A 21,047-nucleotide genomic window follows, 5' to 3' on the forward strand; every position below is an offset into this window, starting at 1 on the left:
CTGGAATTATGTGGGATAATGATGCGTCAGTCAGTTATATAAACAGCCATGCTGAGCCCGATGGTAGTCTTGGCAGATGTGCTGCTTATGTAAGAAGAGCAGTGGAAGTCGGTGGGGTCAAAATTCGCATTCCACCACCAAGAATTGGAAATTCTGCATCAGCGTGTGATTACGGTCCTTCTTTTGAGTCAGTTGGTTTTAAGCCTGTATATGTCTATTCAGGAACTGGTCTGACAGATACGGCTATTATACCTGGTCAACAAACTGGCGATGTTGTTGTCATTCAACCCATCGAGGGACATCCACACGGACATATTGCACTATTTAATGGAACCAACTGGGTTTCGGACTTCGTACAGCTTAGAGGATTTTATCCTGGTCAACAATACAGAAACGCTAAGCCTGCTTATACACTTTATCGTTATATAGATGTGAGTGAAAATGAAGGTGCTGGAAGCACAAGATCAACAGATTCAAAGAGAATATGTTTTCCAGCACGTAAAGCTGATGGGAAAGATTACACAACTCTAGAAGAAATAATGGGCTTGATTGGCCGTGAACCACACGGTTCCTGGCTTGCAGGTACTAACCATCTGTGGCATGGCGGTATTCATATCAGTACGGTATCGGCACCTGGTTCTATATTGACTACAGATACCGTAGAAACAGCAGTTCCCTTGCAGTGTATGGCTAATGGGGAGGTGGTTGCCTGGCGTCTGAATCAGGATTACAAAACGGCTGATTATAGTGGTAAGACATTACGCTACTCCAGCACGTTTGTACTGGTGAAATCGTTATTTAAGCCAGACCCGGAAAAAGAGAAAAGCTGGCTAGAATTTTACTCGCTGTATATGGGGCTGGCACCGCTATCTGTGTTCCCAAAGGGGAAGTGCTTTAAAGCGAAAACAACGGTTTCACAGCGTAAAGCGGGTAAGTTTGAGAATAGTGCTTCATCTGACGGAGTCTCTGCTGCCCCTGCAAAATTTGGGCAGCTCAAGAAAGACCAGCGAGTCATTGTGTTGCAGGAAAAACAGTTTCGTAATGGTGACCAGGTTCAACCCTTCGGTCTTGCAAAAAAGCTAAATGGTAAGGGGTACGCCGAGGGAGAGGCATTCTGGGTTACGGTGATGCCCGAGTATATGGAGCCGGATGGCGAACAGTATTTGCAGATGCCTGTGTGGATGCAAAATGCGGTTGATCATGGTGAGTTTGATGAGGTAGTGAAACCGCCGACAGCGCTGGTAATGGAAGCCGGAGAAGCCATTGGTTTTCTGGGGGAAGATATTGCGCCAGCGGGAAAAGGCAATGTTGACTGTTGCCACTATGCGCATATTGAAGTCATCAGTATGGATCCGCGCATGCCTAATTTTCTGAATAACCCGGCTAATGTCACGACAGGGCAGAAATATATCCAGATCCTGTCAGGAAAATCGTTGTACCAGAAGACGGGGGAGGGAAAGGAGAGCACATTTGAGCTGATGTCGAGCATTGTTTTAAAGGACGGCGGCAAATTCCTTCCTTGGGAAAAGTGCAATCCTCTGGTGGATAAAGAAGGTAAGACATGGTTCGAAGTGAGACCACATAGCTGGATGAGTCAGGATGATGTGAAACAAGTGCATCAGTATGATTTGACTGAACGGGGATTCTCCACACTGGAGGAAAAGCCTTCACCGGATGTATCAAAGTCCCTGCGTGAAGACTGGGTCAAAGGCGCTTACGATTGGCTTTCAGAGCAAGTTGGTAAAGAGCGTGGCATACAGCAAAAGCAGGTCTCGGCGTTTTATAAGAATATGGTCATAAAAATAGATGCTGACGGCGACGGTGAACTTTCAGGAAAGGAGCTTTACAACGCTCTGCATCATCCTGAACTGGGGCTAAGAGATATCGCCGCGCGTCTGGTGGTGAAGCATGACAGCGAATGGTTTGGGGGGAGCAGCCATCATCGGTGGAATGTCTTCTTCCAGAACTATGATCGGCTGCGTGCCGATTATGCGAAGCAATGGATTGATGATTGTGAGTGGATGAGTAAGGTATCACCTTTTAATAAGGGCGAGCCAATATGGCATTTTCATCCGGTGATGTTTCTCGATGCCTTGCGCGAGTCGAGAAAGAGAGGTTGGGCGCATAGTAAATTTGCAGATTTCCTTGGAAATGTAGAATCCAAAAATGATTATACAGCTTATAATGTACATGTGACTTATACACCGCATTACAAGACCAATCTAACAACCATGACTCTCAAAGAGGTCATGGCATCGCAAGAAGATGGAACATCTAATGGTTTGTTTGCAACAGGGCGGTTTCAGATCGTACCTGATACATTAAAAGATGCAGTGAATAAATTAAGTTTGGATGTGAGTGCACTCTATAATGAAGTGATGCAAGATAGAATATTTGAAGAGTATCTTATTAAATTAAAGCGCCCTGCTATTATAAATTATTTGGAAGGAAACGGCAGTGTTGAAGATGCTATCTATGATTGGGCAAAAGAGTTTGCATCTGCTGGGGTACAAAAAGGTAAGGAAATCAGCCGATCAAAAACAGAATATGAAACTAATCCAGATGGTTCATTTAAAAGAGACAAAAAAGGAAACCGGATACACAAAAGAAGATTTGCCCAAACTGAGGGCGTTTCTTACTATTCTGGTGATGGGGTAAATAAAGCCCATATCAAACCAGTTGATATGATTAATGTGCTTAAGGAATCAAAAAATGAAGGTAAATAAATTATCTTTTCTGCTAGTGTATATTCCATTTTCACTTTCTGTTTTTGCAAATGAAAATGATGCTCCACTATTTAAAGATAATACAGTCACCATTAACCATGGAGTCTTTACAAAAAAAATAATGCTGACACAAAAACAGCAGGAGAGATCAAGTGCATGGAAAAGTAAAATGCAACAAGAGCTTGCTGAAAAAGTAAACTTTGCTGGTCACTACCGTATTTATATTAGCAAGAATGGCGAGTTCCCCAAAGAATGTGGAAGTATTGGATGGGTTTGTGGATGGGTCATAGATAAAGAAAATGGTGAAATAGTTTCAGAGCTACCATTATTTAATGAAAACACTAACTATTATGCGACTGTAGATAATGGAACTCACTCTCCAGACCCATTTTTCTCTGAGTTTTATCCAAATAGTAATTTAATTTGGGTGAATGGGGAGAATATTCCAAAATCAAAAGTTGGGAATATCTCTTATGGGGATAAGAAATGTTCGAATAATGCGTATCTTTTTAAAGAGAATTCATTTGTGAAAGTTTTCACAGGAGAGTGCGAAGTTGATCATGGTGATGACCCTAACTATAAAAATCAGTAAAGACAGGGTTGCTTATTACTCCGGAAATGGTGTAAGTAAAGCTCATGTTAAAGATGATAATGTGATCAAATTTGGGGTGGGGTAAAATAACGAAAGAAAATAAATCATCTGTTTTTAATAACCTTTATAACATTAGCAGTATCTGTGAGAGAGCGTAATATTCCACAAGCTTTAAACTATCCAGTAGAAGTTAATGTAGAATCTTTTGGTAAAATGCTTATCCTTCAGCACTTCCAGGCTATGAACCCGAGTAGATTCACAGCGGGAGTAATGAGTATTAATGCTGACCATGAGCAGACTTAAAAACTCCGTGTTGTACATTAAAATAAAAAATTTGTGTCATTGCCATTTCCTCAAGGAGTTTGGTTATGAATAGATCAATTCCATTTTTAATCTCTATATACATGGCTTGTTTTTCAGGTGGAGTAAATGCGAAGCAGGCATTAAATGGAATATGGTCTCCAAACTGCGGTGGTTTTGGAGGGTCTATTCTGATAAAAAATATAAATCATGTAGAGATTGAAGTTAGTAGTAACAATATCATTGTGCAAGGGGAGATTAAAAAAATAAAGAAAGCTACGATGTATATTTTGTTAGGACACTTGACTTGTCAGGGTCTATCTTTGATGAAAGTGTAATAGATAAAAGCAAACCAATAGCAAATATTAAGTTTATTAATAGTAATGCAATCATGAATTGGAATGGATTTTATGACAAAGAACGATCTTCGTTTGATGTTGTAGATAATTCTGACTTTGAGGTTTTTAATAATGGAAAAAAAGAAGCCATATCGTTGCATAAATGCAATTATTAATGTGAGGTAAAGCATCAAATATACGAGGTGAATAAATTTTTTTGATGGTTCTACGTGGGGACGTAAACGTATTTGCAATGTCTAAAATTCTTATAAAATAGGAGGTATAATGCAAGGAATTATTCGCATCGGCGATAAAACTACTCATGGCGGAGTGGTTCAGGCCGGTTCTGATACCATGATTTTTGGCGGTATTGGTGTTGCCCGTAAAGGCGATAAAGTATCTTGCCCCATAATCGGTCATGGGCCGACGATGATTGTGGAAGGCAATCCAGATTATCTTGATAATGGTATTCCTGTCGCCTTCCACGGCCATAAATGTGGTTGTGGTTGTACGCTTGTGACGTCGCTGCCGGATGCACTGGTCGGTTAATTATGCCTGTTAATCTTGATGTAATCCCGGCTAAAGCACCGGATATCCGCAGACCCGTTACTATTCGCTGGGTTATGTTTGGTGTTGTGATATTTCTGCTCGGTATGGGTGCTACGCTCTGGTTTTGGCAGGGGGAACGTACGGGGCTAAAGTTCTGGTTCGCAGCGACATGTCTGCCAGCCCTCATCTGGGGCTGCCTTTTTACATTGCGCCGGGCGGCATACAAGCTAGAGTGCGTTGGTACAGCCTCATGGAATAAAGAACGAGAACAGCTGATTGTATCTGAAATAGCCAGAGGGCAGCGTTTTGCCTGGCTAGTGGGGGAGTATCTGGTTAATGCGCTAGAAACAGGCGAACCCGGTGAGGTGAAAACCCATCAGGCTGCAATGAATAAATCTTTTATTCTTGAACATGTCATGGCAAGAAACGGGGGCAGCTCTATACGGCATTCTGCATTGCCGGAGCAGGGAAAATCACAAGAGATTCTTGGCGGATATGCAACTGATATCTGTGGTCATGCCAATGATATGCTTGCCGTACTTCCGAGAAATATGCCTTGTTATCTGGCATTTGATGGTGGCGATAATATCGCTGATTTAGCAGATACGTTATTTTCAAATATTAATTTCCCACTGCGAAGAATACGCAATCTATCGGGCTTCAGTATTATGGATTACTGGCTTGACCGGCACTACGATATTCCTGCTGCATTACTCATTGTGAGTGCTCAGATTTATGATACTCCACCGCAGGATAGTGGCGAAGCTATTACCATAATGTTGTTGAGTAACCAACGTTTTTCTGGAATGCCTACACCTTGCGTTCGGATCCATCGCCCACAGGTCAGTAAACAGGACACACTCAACCATGCTCTGAGTCGTGCGATGCTCTGGGGGAAACTGGAAAATACAGCCCCGCTTCGCGGGTGGCTCACTGGTGGGAATTTAGCCAGTGATGAGCTTTGGAGTAATGCCTGTGCCGCTTTTGCCCCAGAGCTCACGGTGCAACGCACTGTAAATATTGATAACGTAGTCGGCTATGCGGGTACTGCTGCGCCATGGCAATCCATGATACTGGCTGCCCGGCAGTGCCAGGCCGATCACGAACCGCAAATGGTTGCTGTAGAATTCGCGCCTTCCTGTCACCAGTTATGTGCTGTGACGCCAGAATAATTATCAGGGATTGTGTAAATAAGTCATGAAACTCTCATCCATTATTGGCTCTATCGCTCTGTTGTTAATCTGCCTGGTTCTGGCTACCGCCGGTATGTTCTGGTTCTGGCCGGAGGCAGTTGCCAGAAGCACGGGGTTTGGGCCTTACGACGGTATGGGAATTGCCCTGTATTGCGCGTTACTCGTTATAACGGTAGGAAGTATTGCCTGGGCTTTGGAGCGTATGTTTGAACGTGCAGGTAAAGCTGGTCTGCACGTCAAATGGCATGCCAATCAACAGGCAGACAGCGTAGAGACAACGGACCACTCTCATACTGATGTAACAAAAGCTCAGTTTGCCCCAGAATCACTCATCGAACACCTCACCCAGCGCTACGGCCGTCGCTGGAAGCGCAAGGTGCGTATCCTGCTGGTGCAGGGCGACGATAGCGATATTGAGCTTGCCGTACCGGGTCTTTGCCGTGATCGCTGGCAGGAGGGTGACGGTATGGTGCTGATCCACGCCGGTGATGCGCAGATGCAACCGAATGAAACCTTCCTGGCGGAACTGAAACAGGTGCGGCCACGTCGCCCACTGGATGGCATCGTTCAGGTGTTCAATACCACTTATCTTCCTTCTGTCGCTGAACGCGATGCCTATTTACGCCATCGCCAGAAAGCCGACAGAATACTGGGCTGGCAAGCACCGGTTTGGCTGTGGCTGACCGATAAAGCACTCTGGCCCCAGGAGGAGCGTGAAGGTGCTGCTACCGGCGCATTGTTCGGCTTGGGGGCGACAGCGGAAGAGGCGGTGTCATCTCTTGATACCTTGGTGCCGCGCTTGCGCCAGATTGGGATGGCGCAGGTGCTGCGTGATCCGCGTCATGACTGGTTTTTACGCCTTTCTGCCCAGTTGCAGGGCGAACTGAAAGCCCGTTTGTCGGTGCTATTGACCGGGTTAATGCAGGGAGCCAACCCTTACCGGCTGCGGGGGATCATGCTGAGCCCTGAGTTGGCAGACGCGGATACGGCCCCGCACGTTCGCCTGAGTCACCCCGCCTGGCAGGCGCTGGAGGAGGATAGCCGAGAGGTTGGGGCGAAAAAAATCACCGTCGACGGGCTAAAAGTGCTCCGTTTAGCGCTGTTTGCCCTGATCGTCCTTTGGGGGGCTGGTACAGCGTTATCACTCAGCGTCAACCGGGCGCAGATTTATCAGGCGCAGGAGACGGCTCGCCTGGCGGCGGATACCCAACAGCCATTGGCTGAACGCCTGCGTAACCAGCTTATGCTCCAGCAGGCCATCGCGCGTCTGCAACATCGTGAAACTACCGGTGCACCTTGGTATACCCGCTTTGGCCTTAATCAGGACCACGATACCCTGGCGGCCCTCTGGCCGTTGTATGCCCGCAATAACGTGCAACTGATGCGTGATGCCACAGCAGAGCATCTCAAAACGCAACTGAATGCCTTTGTACAACTGCCCCCGGCCAGCGATGCCAGAGCCCAGGGCACACAGCAGACCTACACCTTGTTGAAAGGCTATCTGATGCTGGGTCACCCGGAAAAAGCGGATGCCGAGTGGATGGCGAAAAACGTGCTGACCTTGTGGCCACAGCGTGAGGGGGTACCGACGGGCACTTGGCAGGAGCTGGCTCCGAAACTGCTGGGATTTTATACCCAGCATCTGCCCGATCATCCGCAGTGGAAAACCAAGCCTGACGTTAACCTGGTCGGCACCGTGCGCCAGATCCTGCTTAAGCAGATTGGCCAGCGCAATGCGGAATCTGGGTTGTATCAGGATATGCTGAAACGCGTCGCCAGCAACTGGCCGGACTTGACGCTGGCGGACATGACTGGCGATACGGATCCCGACACGCTGTTTTATACCGATGAGGTGGTACCGGGGATGTTCACCCGCCAAGCCTGGGAAGAGCAGGTTCAGCGTGCCATTGATGAGGTGGTGAAAACCCGCCGTGATGAAATCGACTGGGTGCTGACAGACAAAACGCATCCAGCGGGAAGCGAAGTCTCGTCGGAAGCCCTGAAAGCGCGCCTGACCGAGCGTTATTTTACCGATTTCGGTAATGCCTGGCTGAATATGGTGAACACCATCCAGTGGCAGGAGGCAAATTCCCTGTCGGAAGTCATCGCCCAGCTTAACCTGTTAGCCGATGTACGCCAGTCGCCGCTGGTGGCACTGATGAATACGCTGGCCTGGCAGGGCAAGACGGGTCAGAAGGGCGAGGCACTGGCGGATTCGCTGGTGGATTCGGCGAAAAAGCTGATAGGCCGCGAAAAGGATCCCCAGCAGTTTATTGCGCAGGCTCAGGGGCCGAAAGGGCCATTGGACGCGGTGTTTGGGCCGCTGATGGGGCTGATGGAAGGCAAAGATGGTACCGGCAATAACGGTAACCTGAGCTTCCAGTCGTGGCTGGCTCGCGTTACGCAGGTGCGCCTCAAACTGCAACAGGTGACCAGTGCACCGGATCCGCAGGCGATGTCACAAATGTTAGCCCAGACCGTTTTTCAGGGTAAAGCTGTCGATCTGACGGATACCCGTGATTACGGCAGGCTGGCGGCCGCCAGCCTCGGGCAGGAGTGGAGCGGTTTTGGTCAGTCGCTGTTTGTGCAGCCGCTGGACCTGGCCTGGCGGCAGGTGCTGGCCCCTGCCGCGCGCAGCCTGAATTCCCGCTGGCAGAGTACGATTGTCGAGCAGTGGAATACCGCCTTTGCCGGGCGTTACCCGTTTAAAGCCACCGGTAGCGATGCTTCTTTGCCGCTGCTGGCGCAGTTCCTGCGTGGCGATTCCGGCCGTATCACTGCGTTCTTGAAAGCCAACCTGAGCGGCATTCTGCAGCAGGAAGGCAATCGTTGGGTGGTGGATCCGTCAGCCAGCCAGGGGATGACCGTGGATCCGGCGTTCCTCAGCGCCATCAACCAACTGGCAGAGATTGCGGATATCGTCTTTGCCCAGGGGGATGCCGGCGTGCGGTTTGAACTGATGGCTCGCCCTTCGCGCGATGTCGCCCGTATGCAACTGACAATCGACGAGCAAAATTTGGATTATTTCAACCAGATGGAAAGCTGGCAGAGTTTCACCTGGCCGGGTGAGAGCTATTACCCGGGGGTACAGCTGAGTTGGCGCAGTGTGAAAGCCGACATGCAGTTGTATGCCGACCAACAGGGGAACTGGGGGCTGATCCGCCTGCTGGATAAAGCGCAGGTCACGCCGCTCGACAGTGGCCGCAGCCAACTGGTGTGGGCCACCCCAGATGGCGAGCAGCTCAAGTTCATCCTGCGCAGTGAGCTGGGTGATGGGCCGCTGGTGCTGCGCAAACTCCAAGGGTTCCGCCTGCCAGAGACGATCTTTACCGTTGAGCCAGCTGCCGCGAGCGAGCAACCCGAACCCTGAAATGAATATATGAACGCCGGTGCATCCTCGCACCGGTTTGTATTTCCTCCTTTTTTGACAACGTTTAGGGATCCTGTGCATGGATGATTTGACCCTGCGCTACTATGAAGCCGAAATGCGTTACCTGCGCGAGGCCGGTAAAGAATTTACCCGTGCCCACCCCGATCGGGCTGCCATGCTCAATCTGGATAAACCGGGTGCTCGCGATCCTTACGTGGAGCGCCTGTTCGAGGGCTTCGCCTTCCTGATGGGCCGCCTGCGTGAAAAGCTTGATGACGATCTGCCGGAACTGACCGAAGGGCTGGTCAGCCTGCTCTGGCCACATTACATGCGCACGATCCCGTCACTGGCGATTGTCGAGTTTGCCCCTGAGTGGCAGCACCTGCGCCAGGCAGAGTCTCTGCCTGAAGGGTTCTCTGTGCTGTCCCATCCGGTCGGGCCCCATCAAACCCAGTGCCAGTACCGCACGACGCGCGAACTCACATTGCAGCCGCTGCACCTCGCTGATGCTCGTCTACAAACCGAAAACGACGGGCGTTCTGCTATTCGGCTGCGTTTTGAATGCAGTGAAAAAGTGGACTGGTCCAAAGCCGGGATCGATAAGGTTGCCATCTACCTCAATGCGGAAAGTCCGGTCAGCGCCGCGCTGCATCTGGCGATGACCCGCCGCGTGCATGCCATGTATGCCCGCCATGCCGGAACACGTGCGGATCGCCAGCAGTTTGACGGTTGGTGCAAACCGATGGGCTTTGATGACAAGGATCGCCTATGGCCGAAAGGCGATAGCGCTTTCAGTGGTTATCAACTGCTGCTGGAATACTTCAGCTTCCGCCCGAAGTTTATGTTTGTGGAACTGCGCGGGCTGGAAACCCTCGGCCTTAACCCCGACAGCCGCTGGTTTGAAATCGACATTGTTCTCAGCGAGGCCTGGTCGTCTGACCTGCCGTTTGAAACAGAAAACTTCCGCCTGCATTGCGCACCGGTGATCAACCTGTTCCCGCTGGAGGCCGATCCGCTAACGCCCGATCCGCTGGAAAATGAGTACCTGCTACGCCCCCTGCGTTTGCAGGACGGCCATACCGAAATCTACAGCGTGGATCAGATCCATGGCGCGGTGAAAAACGGCAAACACCCCTATGTTCCCTTCACCAGCTTCCGTCACCGGGGCGGCATGATGCGCCACGATGCACCGGAGCGTTACTACCACACCCGGGTAAAACGCGGGCCTTCTGGCCTGTACGATACCTGGCTGATCCTCGGCGGGCGCTCCTTCGAGTTGGAGCAGTTGGCGGCAAAACCGGAATCGCTCTCCCTACAGCTCACCGGCACCAACGGCCAGCTTCCGCGCAAGGCGCTGGAAAGCACCCTGTTAAGCCGGGTGGTCAAGGCCGGAAAGGTCCCCGTCAAGGTACTGAACCTGTCAGCGCCGACACTGCCACTGTATCCCCCGGCCAACGATCGCTTTCACTGGCGGGTGATGAGCCATTTGGGCTCGAATTTCCTCAGCATGATGGATAACCCCGAAGTGTTGCGGGGTACCCTGGCGCTGTATGACTGGACCGATGACGAGATGAACCGTCGTCGCCTGGCCGCGATTGTGGCGGTAAAACATACCCTTATTCGCCGCTTTGAAAAGGGCTTTATGCTGCGGGGCGTGGACATCGAAATCACGCTTAACAGTGATGACTTTGCGGGCGAAGGCGATGTGAATCTGTTTGGTGAAATGCTGCACCGTTTCTTTGCGCTGTATGCGGATATTCATCTTTTCAACCAGCTCACGCTGGTGCTGCAACCTACAGGGAAACGACTGAGATGGCGCGAGAACCACAGTCAGCACGTACCGGGCTGACGCTCTACCTCGACAAGGATATCTGGCGGGCCAACTTTTACCGTTTCTGCCAGTTGCTGGAGCAGGAAAACCCCGAGGGACCCAAGCTGGGAGCAACCAGTCATCCCGGTAGCGATCCGGTGCGTTTCCGCCCCTGGCCGGGCATGGGGTTTCCGGTCCGTGAATTAAAAGCAGTGGAGACGGACCCCGATAATCCGGCGTTGCCACCCACCGTGCGGACCACCTTTCTTGGGATGTACGGCGTTGACTCCCCGCTGCCCAGTAGCTATCTGGATGATATTGCCCAGCAGAAGGAAGGGCACGAGGCCGTCACTGCCTTTCTGGATATCTTCAGCCACCGGATCACCACCCAGTATTACCGCATTTGGCGCAAATATGCCTATCCGGCCACGTTCGAGGCGGGCGGTACCGACGCCACTTCGCAGTGCCTGTTGGGGCTGGTGGGGTTGGGGATCCCGGGTACGGCAGAGCAGGTTGCCACGCCGGTATCGCGCTTTCTGGCGCTGCTGGGCACCATGCGTTTACCCACCCGTAATGCTGAAGGGATCCGCGCTCTGGTCAGTCTGCTGGCCCCGGAGACCGACGCCAGGGTTGCAGAGCACGATCCGGTGAAGATAGCGATAGCCAATCGCAGTGGTCTGGGGCAGGGCAATCGGGTCGCTCTGGCCCAACGGGCGTCGCTCGGCAAAACCGGGAAAGAGGCTAACAGCCGTGTGTTGGTCACGCTCTTCACCGAGAACCCGACCGAGGCGGCAGGTTGGCTCCCAGGGGGGCAGTTGCATACCGATCTGCTGGTGCTGATGCGCGTCTACTTGGGTTATCGCAGCGATGTGCGGCTGCGCCTGACCATTCCGGTACGGCTGTTGCCGGAACCACGGCTGACCAAAAGCCGCCGTGTTCAACTGGGGCGCACCGGCCTGCTGGGGCTGAAAGACGGCAAACTCAGCAATCACCGTGAAACCCTGACCGTCAGTCTGGGCTGCTACGAAGGGCTGCAATGCAGCGCATTATCCCCGGCAGAAGACGGCCATTACCGCTTTGAATAAACGAACAATCGAAAGGAACTCCTGAATGGCAACACAAATCGGGTGGCGGGCATTGACGCTGATGGCGTGCACCCTGCTGGCAGGTTGCGGTCTGACCCAGACCGTCAAGGACGGCACCGTCAATGCGACGAAGGCCATTTTTTATAAGCAGATCAAAACGCTGCATCTGGATTTTGCCCCACGCACGGCCATCAACGCCGATGGGGCGCAAACGCCGCTGTCCACCATGGTGTGGGTGTATCAGTTGAAAGACCGTAAGGCGGTGGATGAGGCGAGTTATCCAATGCTGCTGCGCAATGCCGACAAGATCCTGAAGGATGACCTGTTGGTGTCCAAATCCCTGTTGGTGATGCCGCAGGGCAGTGTGACGTTGAACATGCCGATGGACGAGAACGCCCAGTATGTGGCAGTGGTGGGGTTGTTCAACCGTCCGGATCTCAAGAAAAACGGCTGGCGCTTGGTGCTGCGCCGTGACGAGCTTGATCCGGATAAACCACGGACTATCGAACTGGCGGATGGCTTCCTCAGTCTGGTGCCGGTAAAGGAGTAGGGTAATGGACAATGGATGGCAAGGTTTCGACAGTCAGTCACGCTATATGCTTGAAATAAGCGATAGCCCGGTTCAGCCTGATGTGTTGCGCTTGCGTGGCCGGGAGGCACTGAGCACGCCGTTTAGCTGGCAGATTGAATTCACCACCCCGCAGGCCGATATTGCGCCTGAGCAGGTGCTGATGAAGTATGCCAGCCTGCGGATGCGCAGCGGCAAGGCCGTGCACGGCATCATCACCGGGTTCGAGTGGCTTTCCACCTCTGCCGACCAGTCACATTACCGGGTGGCGCTGGAATCCCGTCTGGCGTTGCTTTCCCGTACTCGCCGCTGTGCCATTTACCAGAACCAGTCGGTGCCGGAAGTGGTGGAGCAGGTGTTACGTGCCCACGGTCTTGAAGGCCCGGACTTTGAGTTTCGCCTGGAATGCACCTATCCACCGCGTGAACTGATCACCCAGTGGCGTGAAACGGATTTGCAGTTTATCCAGCGTATTCTCGCGGAAGTGGGTATCTGGTACCGCTCCGAGATGCAGGCAGCGACCGAGCAGGAAAAGCTGCTGTTTGCCGACCACCCGCTCCAGTATCAGTTTGATGTCCAACTGCCCTACTGTGAACCCGCAGGCCTGTACGATGGCGCGGAAGAGTCGGTGTGGGGCGTGCGCACCTGGCACCGTGCGGTCACGGGCGGGGTCAATACGCGCGATTACAACTACCGTACCGCCAGCACCCCGCTGGATGCGCAAGTTCGCGTCCGCAGCGAAGCGGTGACCACCGGTGAGCATTACCGCTATGCGGCCCCGTACCGCGAAGCCGGTGATGACTGTGCACTGGAGCCGGAAACGGAAAGCGGGGCGTTCTACGCCCGCCTCTCCCATGAACGTGAACTGAACAACGCCAGCCGCCTGCATCTGTTCAGCAACGCTGCCCATTTGGCCCCCGGTCAGGTGCTGGAGCCGCAGGGCAATCGCATTACAGCCCTGAAAGAGGGGATGCTGATTACGCAGGCCACTTTCCGCGCTGCGCGCGATTCCCGGCTGCATGTGTCGCTGTGGGGCATGCCCTATACCGAACGCTTTGGCTATCGCCCCCCGGAATGCCCGCGCCCGCACATCCACGGTTCACTGCCTGCACGCATCGAAAGCCGCGAGCAGCGCGATACCTACGCCTGGCTGGACGAGCAGGGGCGTTATCGGGTGAAGCTGGATTTTGACCGTGATGACCGCGAACAGGGCTATGCCTATCTGTGGTTGCGGCAGGCAAAGCCCTATGCCGGAGAGGTTTACGGTTGGCACACCCCGCTTATCGATGGCACGGAAGTGGCCATCGCCTATCATAACGGCGATATCGATTTGCCCTACATCGCCTATGCGCTGCACGATTCAGAACACCCCGACCATGTCACCCGCAACAACCACACCCGCAACGTCCTGCGCACCCCAGCCAACAGCAAACTGCGGATGGAGGACAAGCGCAATGAGGAGCATATCAAGCTCGCCACGGAATTTGGCAAGAGTCAGCTAAACAGCGGCCACCTGGTGGATGCGCAGGATAAACCGCGTGGAACGGGCTTTGAGCTGCGTACCGATGAGTACGGGGTGATACGTGTGGCGAAGGGGCTGTTTATCAGCGCCGACGGGCAGGCCAAGGCGCAAGGTGAGGTGCTGGACATGGCGACCGCGCTGAAGGAAATCGACATCTGCTTACGCCAGATACAGCAACTCAATGCCGCCGCCGAACAGGCTGAGGCGCTGAAAGCGGATATCGACAGCCAGATAGCAATGTTTGAGCAGCGACTGAAGCCGCTGAATGACACCCTGCATTTCTCGGCACCGCAGGGAATGGCGTTGACCAGCGGTGAGCACTTACAGCTTGCCGCCAGTAAAAATGTGGCCATCAACGCCGGGGGGGATATCAGCGTTGGTGTGATGGGCAATATGACCGCTCTTGCCGGTGACAAACTGGGGCTGTTTGCCCGCAGTGGGCAACTGAGCCTGAAATCGGGAGAAGGGCCGATAGAGATGCAGGCGCAGAACGGCAACCTGCGGTTGTTTGCGGAGAAAAAGCTGACGCTCACCTCGGCCGATGATATCTCGTTTGCCGGTAAGAAGCGCATCACGCTGATTGGCGGCGGCAGCTACGTGAAAATCGAGATGGGTAAGATTGAATACGGCACCACGGCGCAGTATGTGCGCAAGGTGAAACGCACGGCGAAGATGGGCAAGGCGGATATGCCAATGGAATCATTAAAACAGATGAAAATGATCACTCAGTACTTTGACCGTAAAATTCGTTTTTCATCAAACGTCAACTATCGTATTGAGAATATGGATGGAAAAGAGATTATTTCTGGCAATGGGAATAATGCTTATATCGATAAGACCGATAATGAGTCTGAATATTGGGTCTTTATTAGTTAAGTGAGGGTTTAATGAAGGAAATAAAACTGGAAGTAGATGGTGAGTCATACTTGATTGTAACTAAAGATGAAAAGACAGAGTTGGGGATAAAAGGGAAAACAACGCCAGAAAAGGATGAGAAAGAACATGAAGTCGAAGCTCCTAATATTTTAATAGTAACCCGTAAAAATGCAGATGTTTTATTTGTTTTACGGGGTGCTGAGCAAGACTCATTTAAGATATTGACGGCCCAAGAGCTTTACGACCAGTTTAAATACCAATGGTTCGAGCCTTTGGCTGATGGTTATAGGGAACTTATTTATGTAAATGAGTCCGAAGATGTGAAGGACGCATATAAACATTTTACGTGGGGCGATATTGTTTCGTTTTCGTTGGTTGCTAGACCTTCGTTGTCATACCGAAAAGGGCAAAGTGGTGATTGGAAAGGGAACCCAATAGCTGGTGCCGGGTATTTGCTTGTTATGATTGAAGGGGCGCCATATTGGACTGACGCAGTGGGTCAGATACCATTTGCTATAGATACGTTTCGTTTGTTTCATAATATACCAGCAACTGTGAGGACGGGGATAACTTGGGCTACTGGTATTCCAACTGATGCATTATTAGGAAAAGAAGACGGCTCTAACGAGTACGATAACTTCTTTGTTTTAAGAGGTGCTCTGTATGCAAGCAAAAAATTTCAATATCATACTTCTCAAGGTGGGAATACATATCCGGCAGTGAGGGTTGAGGAGGTCTCTAAAGAGGTAGACCCAGTATCACTTGGACAACCAATTACAAGAAGCGAGTTTGAAAAATATGCAACTTGGAAAAAATAGTATTTTATTTCTTAGAGTAATAACTGCATTCCTATGCTCTATTTTATTGGTTGTGAGCTATAGTTTAGCTATATATATATACCAAATGTATTTCGGCCCCATTAAGCATGACATATCATCAGGGATTACAATTAATTCTGCGGTAATTATTTTCTCTTTTACTTTCTTTTTGGTTGTTTTTACAAGGCCTAAAATTGGTATTTTAATTGCATTTTTTACAGTGTTCTATATGTATTTCTATTGGTTCCCTACTCTGCCGTACAAAGGCATGTTAATGGTGGCTCTGAGTATTGTATATTATATTTTCATATTTTTAATTTGCCATATAATTAATAAAAAACTCAGCGCGGAGTTAATTAAATAGCACGTCGGTCTTAATTGGAGTTTGGCTTGTGATTTCATTCTGTTATTTGATGTGTATCTGAACTAATGATTGGTGTGGATATATTTTTTCGGAATGAGTATTGATTGTTTTGGGTGTTAATTCGGCTATTTTTATATATTAATGTCGTGATGAAGGTAATGCTTGTAATGATTTATGTGTGATATGCTTTGTTGTTAATTACAGGAGGTAAGGGACTATAAAAAATGCAAAACTCATTAAGTTATCTTTGCTTTTTGATCTATTCACGGCTTTGATGGTATTGTCGCCGGTAGTTTTTTATGGTGTATTCAACAAAGTTCATGAAGAGGTGAGTCTAGAAGGAAAATATAAGGTATGTTGCATATACAGTCCTGCCAACAACTCGAATGTCACTTTATCAATCGATGATGAATAGTGATTTATTTCTTGAGTTATTTGATGCAAGTAGAAACTACCTTGGTCAAAACTCTCCATTAAAGTTTGATGAGCATGATTGGTTTAATGGTTTGGGGATAACCATTCATGATACATACTCAATAAATATTTTTCTCAATTATATTTCTATTTCTGATAATAAATTTAAGGCAAATGTGTCTTTTCAGATACAGGATCACTTTGGATTAGATGTTGGGGATTTGAATGGTAAAGGTTTTGAAGATTCACCTTGGTTTTGCTCATGGTTTATCCTTCTGAGTTATAAGTGGTATGGTTGTAACTCATTCATTAATGAGGCTATTTTCAATTTTATTATAGAAGGATGAATTTATGAGGTTTTTAAAAGTGGCTCTTGCTGTGTGCATTGTAGGTGCGATATATATTACATATATATTTTTTTCAAGAGTAGGTGTGATACATGGTGTATATCAGGATATTTCATATGACGAAAACTGGGAAATGGAGTGCAGGTCTACTATCGTTTTAGTTGATGAGGTACCTCTAACCCAAGCTGGTTTAATAAAACTATGGCAGAGAGAAAGGAGTGCGATTATTGATAAGTGGAGACCATTTGTTAATGGTTGTGACTACGTTCTCTTTGTGGGAAATAAACTTGAGTATCCACATAATAGCGAGGAGGTTGAGTATTGGGAAGGTGATCATCAAATATGTTTAAAAGGGCTTTTGGGAAAGTGTATATCTAGGGATAGTCGGTTGTTTTATATCGGAACTAATGAGTTGGTTTACGGAAAAAATATTGCAGGTGAAATAGGGGGGAGAAATTTATATATACACTTTCTTGAATAAGGATACTATTCTCTCGATTAACTTGTAAGCATACGTCGTTTTGGCGAGAAATACGCTCTTTAGCTGGCAGATTAAATTCACCATTCCTCAGGGCGATGTTCAGCAACGCTGCCCATTTGGCCCCCGGTCAGGTGCTGGAGCCGCAGGGCAATCGCATTACAGCCTTGAAAGAGGGGATGCTGATTACGCAGGCGACCTTCCGCGCCGCGCGCGATTCCCGGTTGCATGTGTCGCTGTGGGGCATGCCCTATACCGAACGTTTTGGCTATCGCCCCCCGGAATGCCCACGTCCGCAAATCCACGGTTCACTGCCTGCGCGTATAGAAAGCCGCGAGCAGCGCGATACCTACGCCTGGCTGGACGAGCAGGGGTGTTATCGGGTGAAGCTGGATTTTGACCGTGATGACCGCGAACAGGGCTATGCCTATCTGAGGTTGCGGCAGGCAAAGCCCTATGCCGGAGAGGTTTATGGCTGGCACACCCCGCTTATCGATGGCACGGAAGTGGCCATCGCCTATCATAACGGCGATATTGATTTGCCCTACATCGCCTATGCGCTGCACGATTCAGAACACCCCGACCATGTCACCCGCGACAACCACACCCGCAACGTCCTGCGCACGCCAGCCAACAGCAAACTGCGGATGGAGGACAAGCGCAATGAGGAGCATATCAAGCTCGCCACGGAATTTGGCAAGAGCCAGTTAAATGCTGGTCACCTGGTGGATGCGCAGGATAAACCGCGTGGAACAGGTTTTGAACTGCGTACCGATGAGTACGGTGTGATACGTGTGGCGAAGGGGCTGTTTATCAGCGCCGACGGGCAGGCCAAGGCGCAAGGTGAGGTGCTGGACATGGTGACCGCGCTAAAGGAAATCGACATCTGCTTACGCCAGATACAGCAACTCAACGCCACCGCCGAACAGGTTGAGGCGCTGAAAGCGGATATCGACAGCCAGCTGGCGATGTTTGAGCAGCGTTTGAAGCCGCTGAATGACACCCTGTATTTCTCGGCGCCGCAGGGGATAGCGGTGAGCACTGGCAGCCTGAGTGCCCAGAATTAACACTCTCCAAAAAAACTCGGGGCAGTTCAGTTCAAAACTGATGTGATCTTCAAAAAGTTAGATTTATTTAACGAACCTTGCTGTTTAAAGCATGGTGACTTTTTCTATGAAGGAGGATGCTATGCCTTCTACGTCCATGCGAATACAGCAACTTCGTGTGCGATGCGCATTTTCCAAGATTGGCGTTTAGAACGGGGATTTCATGAGTGGCAGAAGGGATAATTCACAAGTATCTCTAATGTAGAGAATGGTTGATAACTCAAAATACATTGGTTAGTGAAATTAATTGCTATTCAGCTTGATTGTAAATAACAACCAAGAAAACTCTTAATTATTAGCTTGGCGTTGTAAGGTTGGTGACGATAAAAATAGTTTAACCTATGCGTCTCACAATATAAGTGAATCTAAACTATAGATCTATTATATTGAAAATGCGGGTAACTAGTTGAATTTTATACGTCACCAATAAAACAAGCACTAGTGCTGGTTCTTACCTAGCAGTTGGACCACAGCCGCCAATGATTTTAGAGATAGAAATTGCAGGGTGCAGCAGGTAATCGTAGCTGCAATCTTTAGTTTTGTTCTCAATACGCCCAGTACAAGCAGTCAGAGTAGACAGTGCAGCAGCAATAAGTACCAATTTAGCAAATTTGTTCATTTTTTACTTTCCTGTATTTAATAAAAATCCAAGCGGCATGTTACACACTGTATTTATTTGGAACAACATTTTTTATTTGTTTTATTCATCATTATAAACTACCACTCCTGCTGAGCAAGCGTGAGAAGACATTCAAAAAAATCGAATGACATATTTTGTTTTTATATCTTTCGCTAAGATTAATAGGTGAAGGAATAATTATTTTGTATGTGTTCTGTATTTATTTTGTTAAAAACAAACAATTAACTAAGTAGTAATGTTTTTATGATTGGCTAAAAATAAAAGACGATGACCTGTGTTTCTTGGCCTGGTTGGGCTGTTGAACCTGAAAATCATATTTATTCAGACTTTAAGTCTTTTACGGGTTTTTTGTCAGAATTTAGGAGGGTTAAAATAATAACATTCAAAATAGTCGTTCATTTTTTAACTCTTTGTGGCTGTTTTCCCGTGATTATCTCGGTTTTCAAGCCTTGTTCACCGCGTCTCTGTTGGTGAAAAAAGTGCTCTTACATCGTCGAGTGGCCGTAGCGGACAGCGCGAATTGCCAAGGGCACAACCTCGAACCCTTGGCTTGTGTGTTTTAACCCTGTTTGCCCACCAGTTCAAAGCGCGGTGACACCAGGCCGTACAGCGTCCAGCCGAGGAAGGTGGCGATCGCCCCCCACATCATAGCTTCATCACCCGAACTGTAGAGCGCATAGAAGCTGTACAGTGCGCCAATCCCGGCAATCACGTTGGCGATCCGCGCCTGGTTCTCCGGCACTTTGGCGACTTTTTGGATGATCACCAGCGCCGCCATCGAAAGGATGTAGGGGATGATATTGGTCACCACCGCCAGATTAACCAGCACGTTGAACTGCTTATTCAGCGACGGGCTGATGGTCATCAGCGACATCACACTCTGGATAATCACAATGGTCAGCATGCCTTTGATCGGTGCATCGGCCTTACTGACCTTGGCGAAGACTTTCGGGAAGAAGCCGCTTTCGGCGGAAGATCTAAACACTTGGGCGATAGTGAACTGCCAGCCGAGCAACGAACCAACGCAAGACATCACCATCAGCGCCATGATGATTTTGCCCACGGTCGGGTTGAACATGTGGGAAAACGCCAGCCCGAACGGTGCCGTTGAGTTAGCCAGCTCCATATTGGGAACGATGCCTGCGATCACATTGGTGGAAACAATGTAAATCACCGCCGCGCCCAGTGTACCGCCAAGAACGGCGATCGGGACGTTACGTTCCGGGTTTTCCACCACATCGGTATTGGCGCAGGCAGATTCCAGGCCGAGAAAGGCCCACAACGTCATGGAAATGGACGAGCCGATGGCTGAAAAGGTCGGGACGGCGTGTGGATTCCAGGCCGCCAGATAGGCGCTGCCGCTGAACCAGTACCAACCGATGATCGAAATCCCCACCACCGGAATGATCACTCCCCAAACGGTAATGCCGCTGATTTGCCCGGTAATGCGCGCACCGCCGAAGTTGGCCACGGTGGCCAGCCACAGCACGCCGATGGTGGCAATACAAATGCCCAGCGGCGTCAGCACCACGCCAAACAGCTCGGTGCCGTAGCCGACGGCGGAAATGGCGATGGCAATGTTGGCGATCAGCAACGATACGCCGTAGGTATAGTTGGCCATAAAGTTGCCGGATTTACCGAAGGCATATTCGGCATAGCCGCCCATCCCGCCAGATTTGCGGCTGAACATGCCGCATTTGGCAAAAGCGTAGGCCAGCGCCATCGATCCCAGAGCGGTCACTAACCAGGAAACAATGGAGATGGTACCCACTTCGGCCAACTTGGTGGGCAGCATAATTATGCCAGAACCCATCATATTGACCGCCGTCAGGATCGTTAATTGTACGACCCCCATTTTATTATTGGATTTGCTCATGATCTTTCTCTCTATTATGTTCCTCGAATTTCTCGCCGTCGTTTGGCATTAGCTTAAAATTCGAGGGTATCTATC

Annotated in this window: 15 protein-coding genes and 1 pseudogene; 14 read left to right on the forward strand and 2 right to left on the reverse strand. The window is 49.8% G+C overall.

Features of this window, described 5'->3' with window-relative positions; genetic code table 11:
- Positions 1-8 precede the first annotated feature (8 nt).
- The 14 genes and pseudogenes from AC2A1E_RS10435 to vgrG form a co-directional block, all read left to right on the forward strand.
- The gene (locus AC2A1E_RS10435; protein WP_484383677.1) at positions 9-2,726 is read left to right on the forward strand and encodes a hypothetical protein; all 2,718 of its coding nucleotides are present in this window, start codon (positions 9-11) and stop codon (positions 2,724-2,726) included.
- On the forward strand, positions 2,713-3,318 hold the full coding sequence (locus tag AC2A1E_RS10440) for a hypothetical protein (RefSeq protein WP_484383678.1): 606 nt from the start codon (positions 2,713-2,715) through the stop codon (positions 3,316-3,318). The genes AC2A1E_RS10435 and AC2A1E_RS10440 overlap by 14 nt, the downstream gene beginning before the upstream one ends.
- A gap of 368 nt (positions 3,319-3,686) precedes the next feature.
- The gene (locus tag AC2A1E_RS10445) at positions 3,687-3,956 is read left to right on the forward strand and encodes a hypothetical protein (RefSeq protein ID WP_484383679.1); all 270 of its coding nucleotides are present in this window, start codon (positions 3,687-3,689) and stop codon (positions 3,954-3,956) included.
- A gap of 285 nt (positions 3,957-4,241) precedes the next feature.
- On the forward strand, positions 4,242-4,505 hold the full coding sequence (locus AC2A1E_RS10450) for a PAAR domain-containing protein (protein WP_473190776.1): 264 nt from the start codon (positions 4,242-4,244) through the stop codon (positions 4,503-4,505).
- Positions 4,506-4,507: 2 nt separating this feature from the next.
- Positions 4,508-5,677: a hypothetical protein gene (locus tag AC2A1E_RS10455; protein WP_484383680.1), complete on the forward strand. Its 1,170-nt coding sequence runs from the start codon at positions 4,508-4,510 to the stop codon at positions 5,675-5,677.
- Between the two features lie 25 nt (positions 5,678-5,702).
- Positions 5,703-9,068 carry an ImcF-related family protein gene (locus AC2A1E_RS10460; RefSeq protein WP_484383681.1) on the forward strand — a complete coding sequence of 1,122 codons (3,366 nt, stop codon included), beginning with the start codon at positions 5,703-5,705 and terminating at the stop codon, positions 9,066-9,068.
- A gap of 79 nt (positions 9,069-9,147) precedes the next feature.
- Positions 9,148-10,917: a type VI secretion system baseplate subunit TssF gene (tssF, locus tag AC2A1E_RS10465; RefSeq protein WP_473190779.1), complete on the forward strand. Its 1,770-nt coding sequence runs from the start codon at positions 9,148-9,150 to the stop codon at positions 10,915-10,917.
- Positions 10,881-11,963 (forward strand): type VI secretion system baseplate subunit TssG, encoded by a 1,083-nt coding sequence (gene tssG / locus AC2A1E_RS10470; protein ID WP_484383682.1) that lies wholly within the window; start codon positions 10,881-10,883, stop codon positions 11,961-11,963. Before tssF ends, tssG begins: the two co-directional genes overlap by 37 nt.
- A gap of 25 nt (positions 11,964-11,988) precedes the next feature.
- Positions 11,989-12,513, forward strand: coding sequence for a type VI secretion system lipoprotein TssJ (gene tssJ / locus AC2A1E_RS10475; protein ID WP_484383683.1), 525 nt, complete (start codon positions 11,989-11,991; stop codon positions 12,511-12,513).
- 4 nt (positions 12,514-12,517) lie between these two features.
- Positions 12,518-14,929: a type VI secretion system Vgr family protein gene (locus tag AC2A1E_RS10480; RefSeq protein WP_484383684.1), complete on the forward strand. Its 2,412-nt coding sequence runs from the start codon at positions 12,518-12,520 to the stop codon at positions 14,927-14,929.
- 11 nt (positions 14,930-14,940) lie between these two features.
- A complete protein-coding gene (locus AC2A1E_RS10485) occupies positions 14,941-15,747 on the forward strand; it encodes a hypothetical protein (protein WP_484383685.1) in 807 nt (268 codons plus the stop codon).
- A gap of 750 nt (positions 15,748-16,497) precedes the next feature.
- A complete protein-coding gene (locus AC2A1E_RS10490; protein ID WP_484383686.1) occupies positions 16,498-16,872 on the forward strand; it encodes a DUF3289 family protein in 375 nt (124 codons plus the stop codon).
- 4 nt (positions 16,873-16,876) lie between these two features.
- Positions 16,877-17,353 carry a hypothetical protein gene (locus tag AC2A1E_RS10495; protein ID WP_484383687.1) on the forward strand — a complete coding sequence of 159 codons (477 nt, stop codon included), beginning with the start codon at positions 16,877-16,879 and terminating at the stop codon, positions 17,351-17,353.
- Between the two features lie 95 nt (positions 17,354-17,448).
- Positions 17,449-18,396, forward strand: a pseudogene (gene vgrG / locus AC2A1E_RS10500) (type VI secretion system tip protein VgrG); the annotation flags it as partial.
- Between the two features lie 511 nt (positions 18,397-18,907).
- Here the strand turns inward: vgrG and AC2A1E_RS10505 are convergent.
- Positions 18,908-19,075, reverse strand: coding sequence for a YhfL family protein (locus AC2A1E_RS10505; protein ID WP_484383688.1), 168 nt, complete (start codon positions 19,073-19,075; stop codon positions 18,908-18,910).
- A 580-nt stretch (positions 19,076-19,655) separates the two neighbouring features.
- The gene (gene potE, locus AC2A1E_RS10510; RefSeq protein WP_484383689.1) at positions 19,656-20,972 is read right to left on the reverse strand and encodes a putrescine-ornithine antiporter; all 1,317 of its coding nucleotides are present in this window, start codon (positions 20,970-20,972) and stop codon (positions 19,656-19,658) included.
- Positions 20,973-21,047 lie beyond the last annotated feature (75 nt).

The sequence above is a fragment of the Serratia sp. HNCC26DJ206 genome, assembly GCF_057180605.1.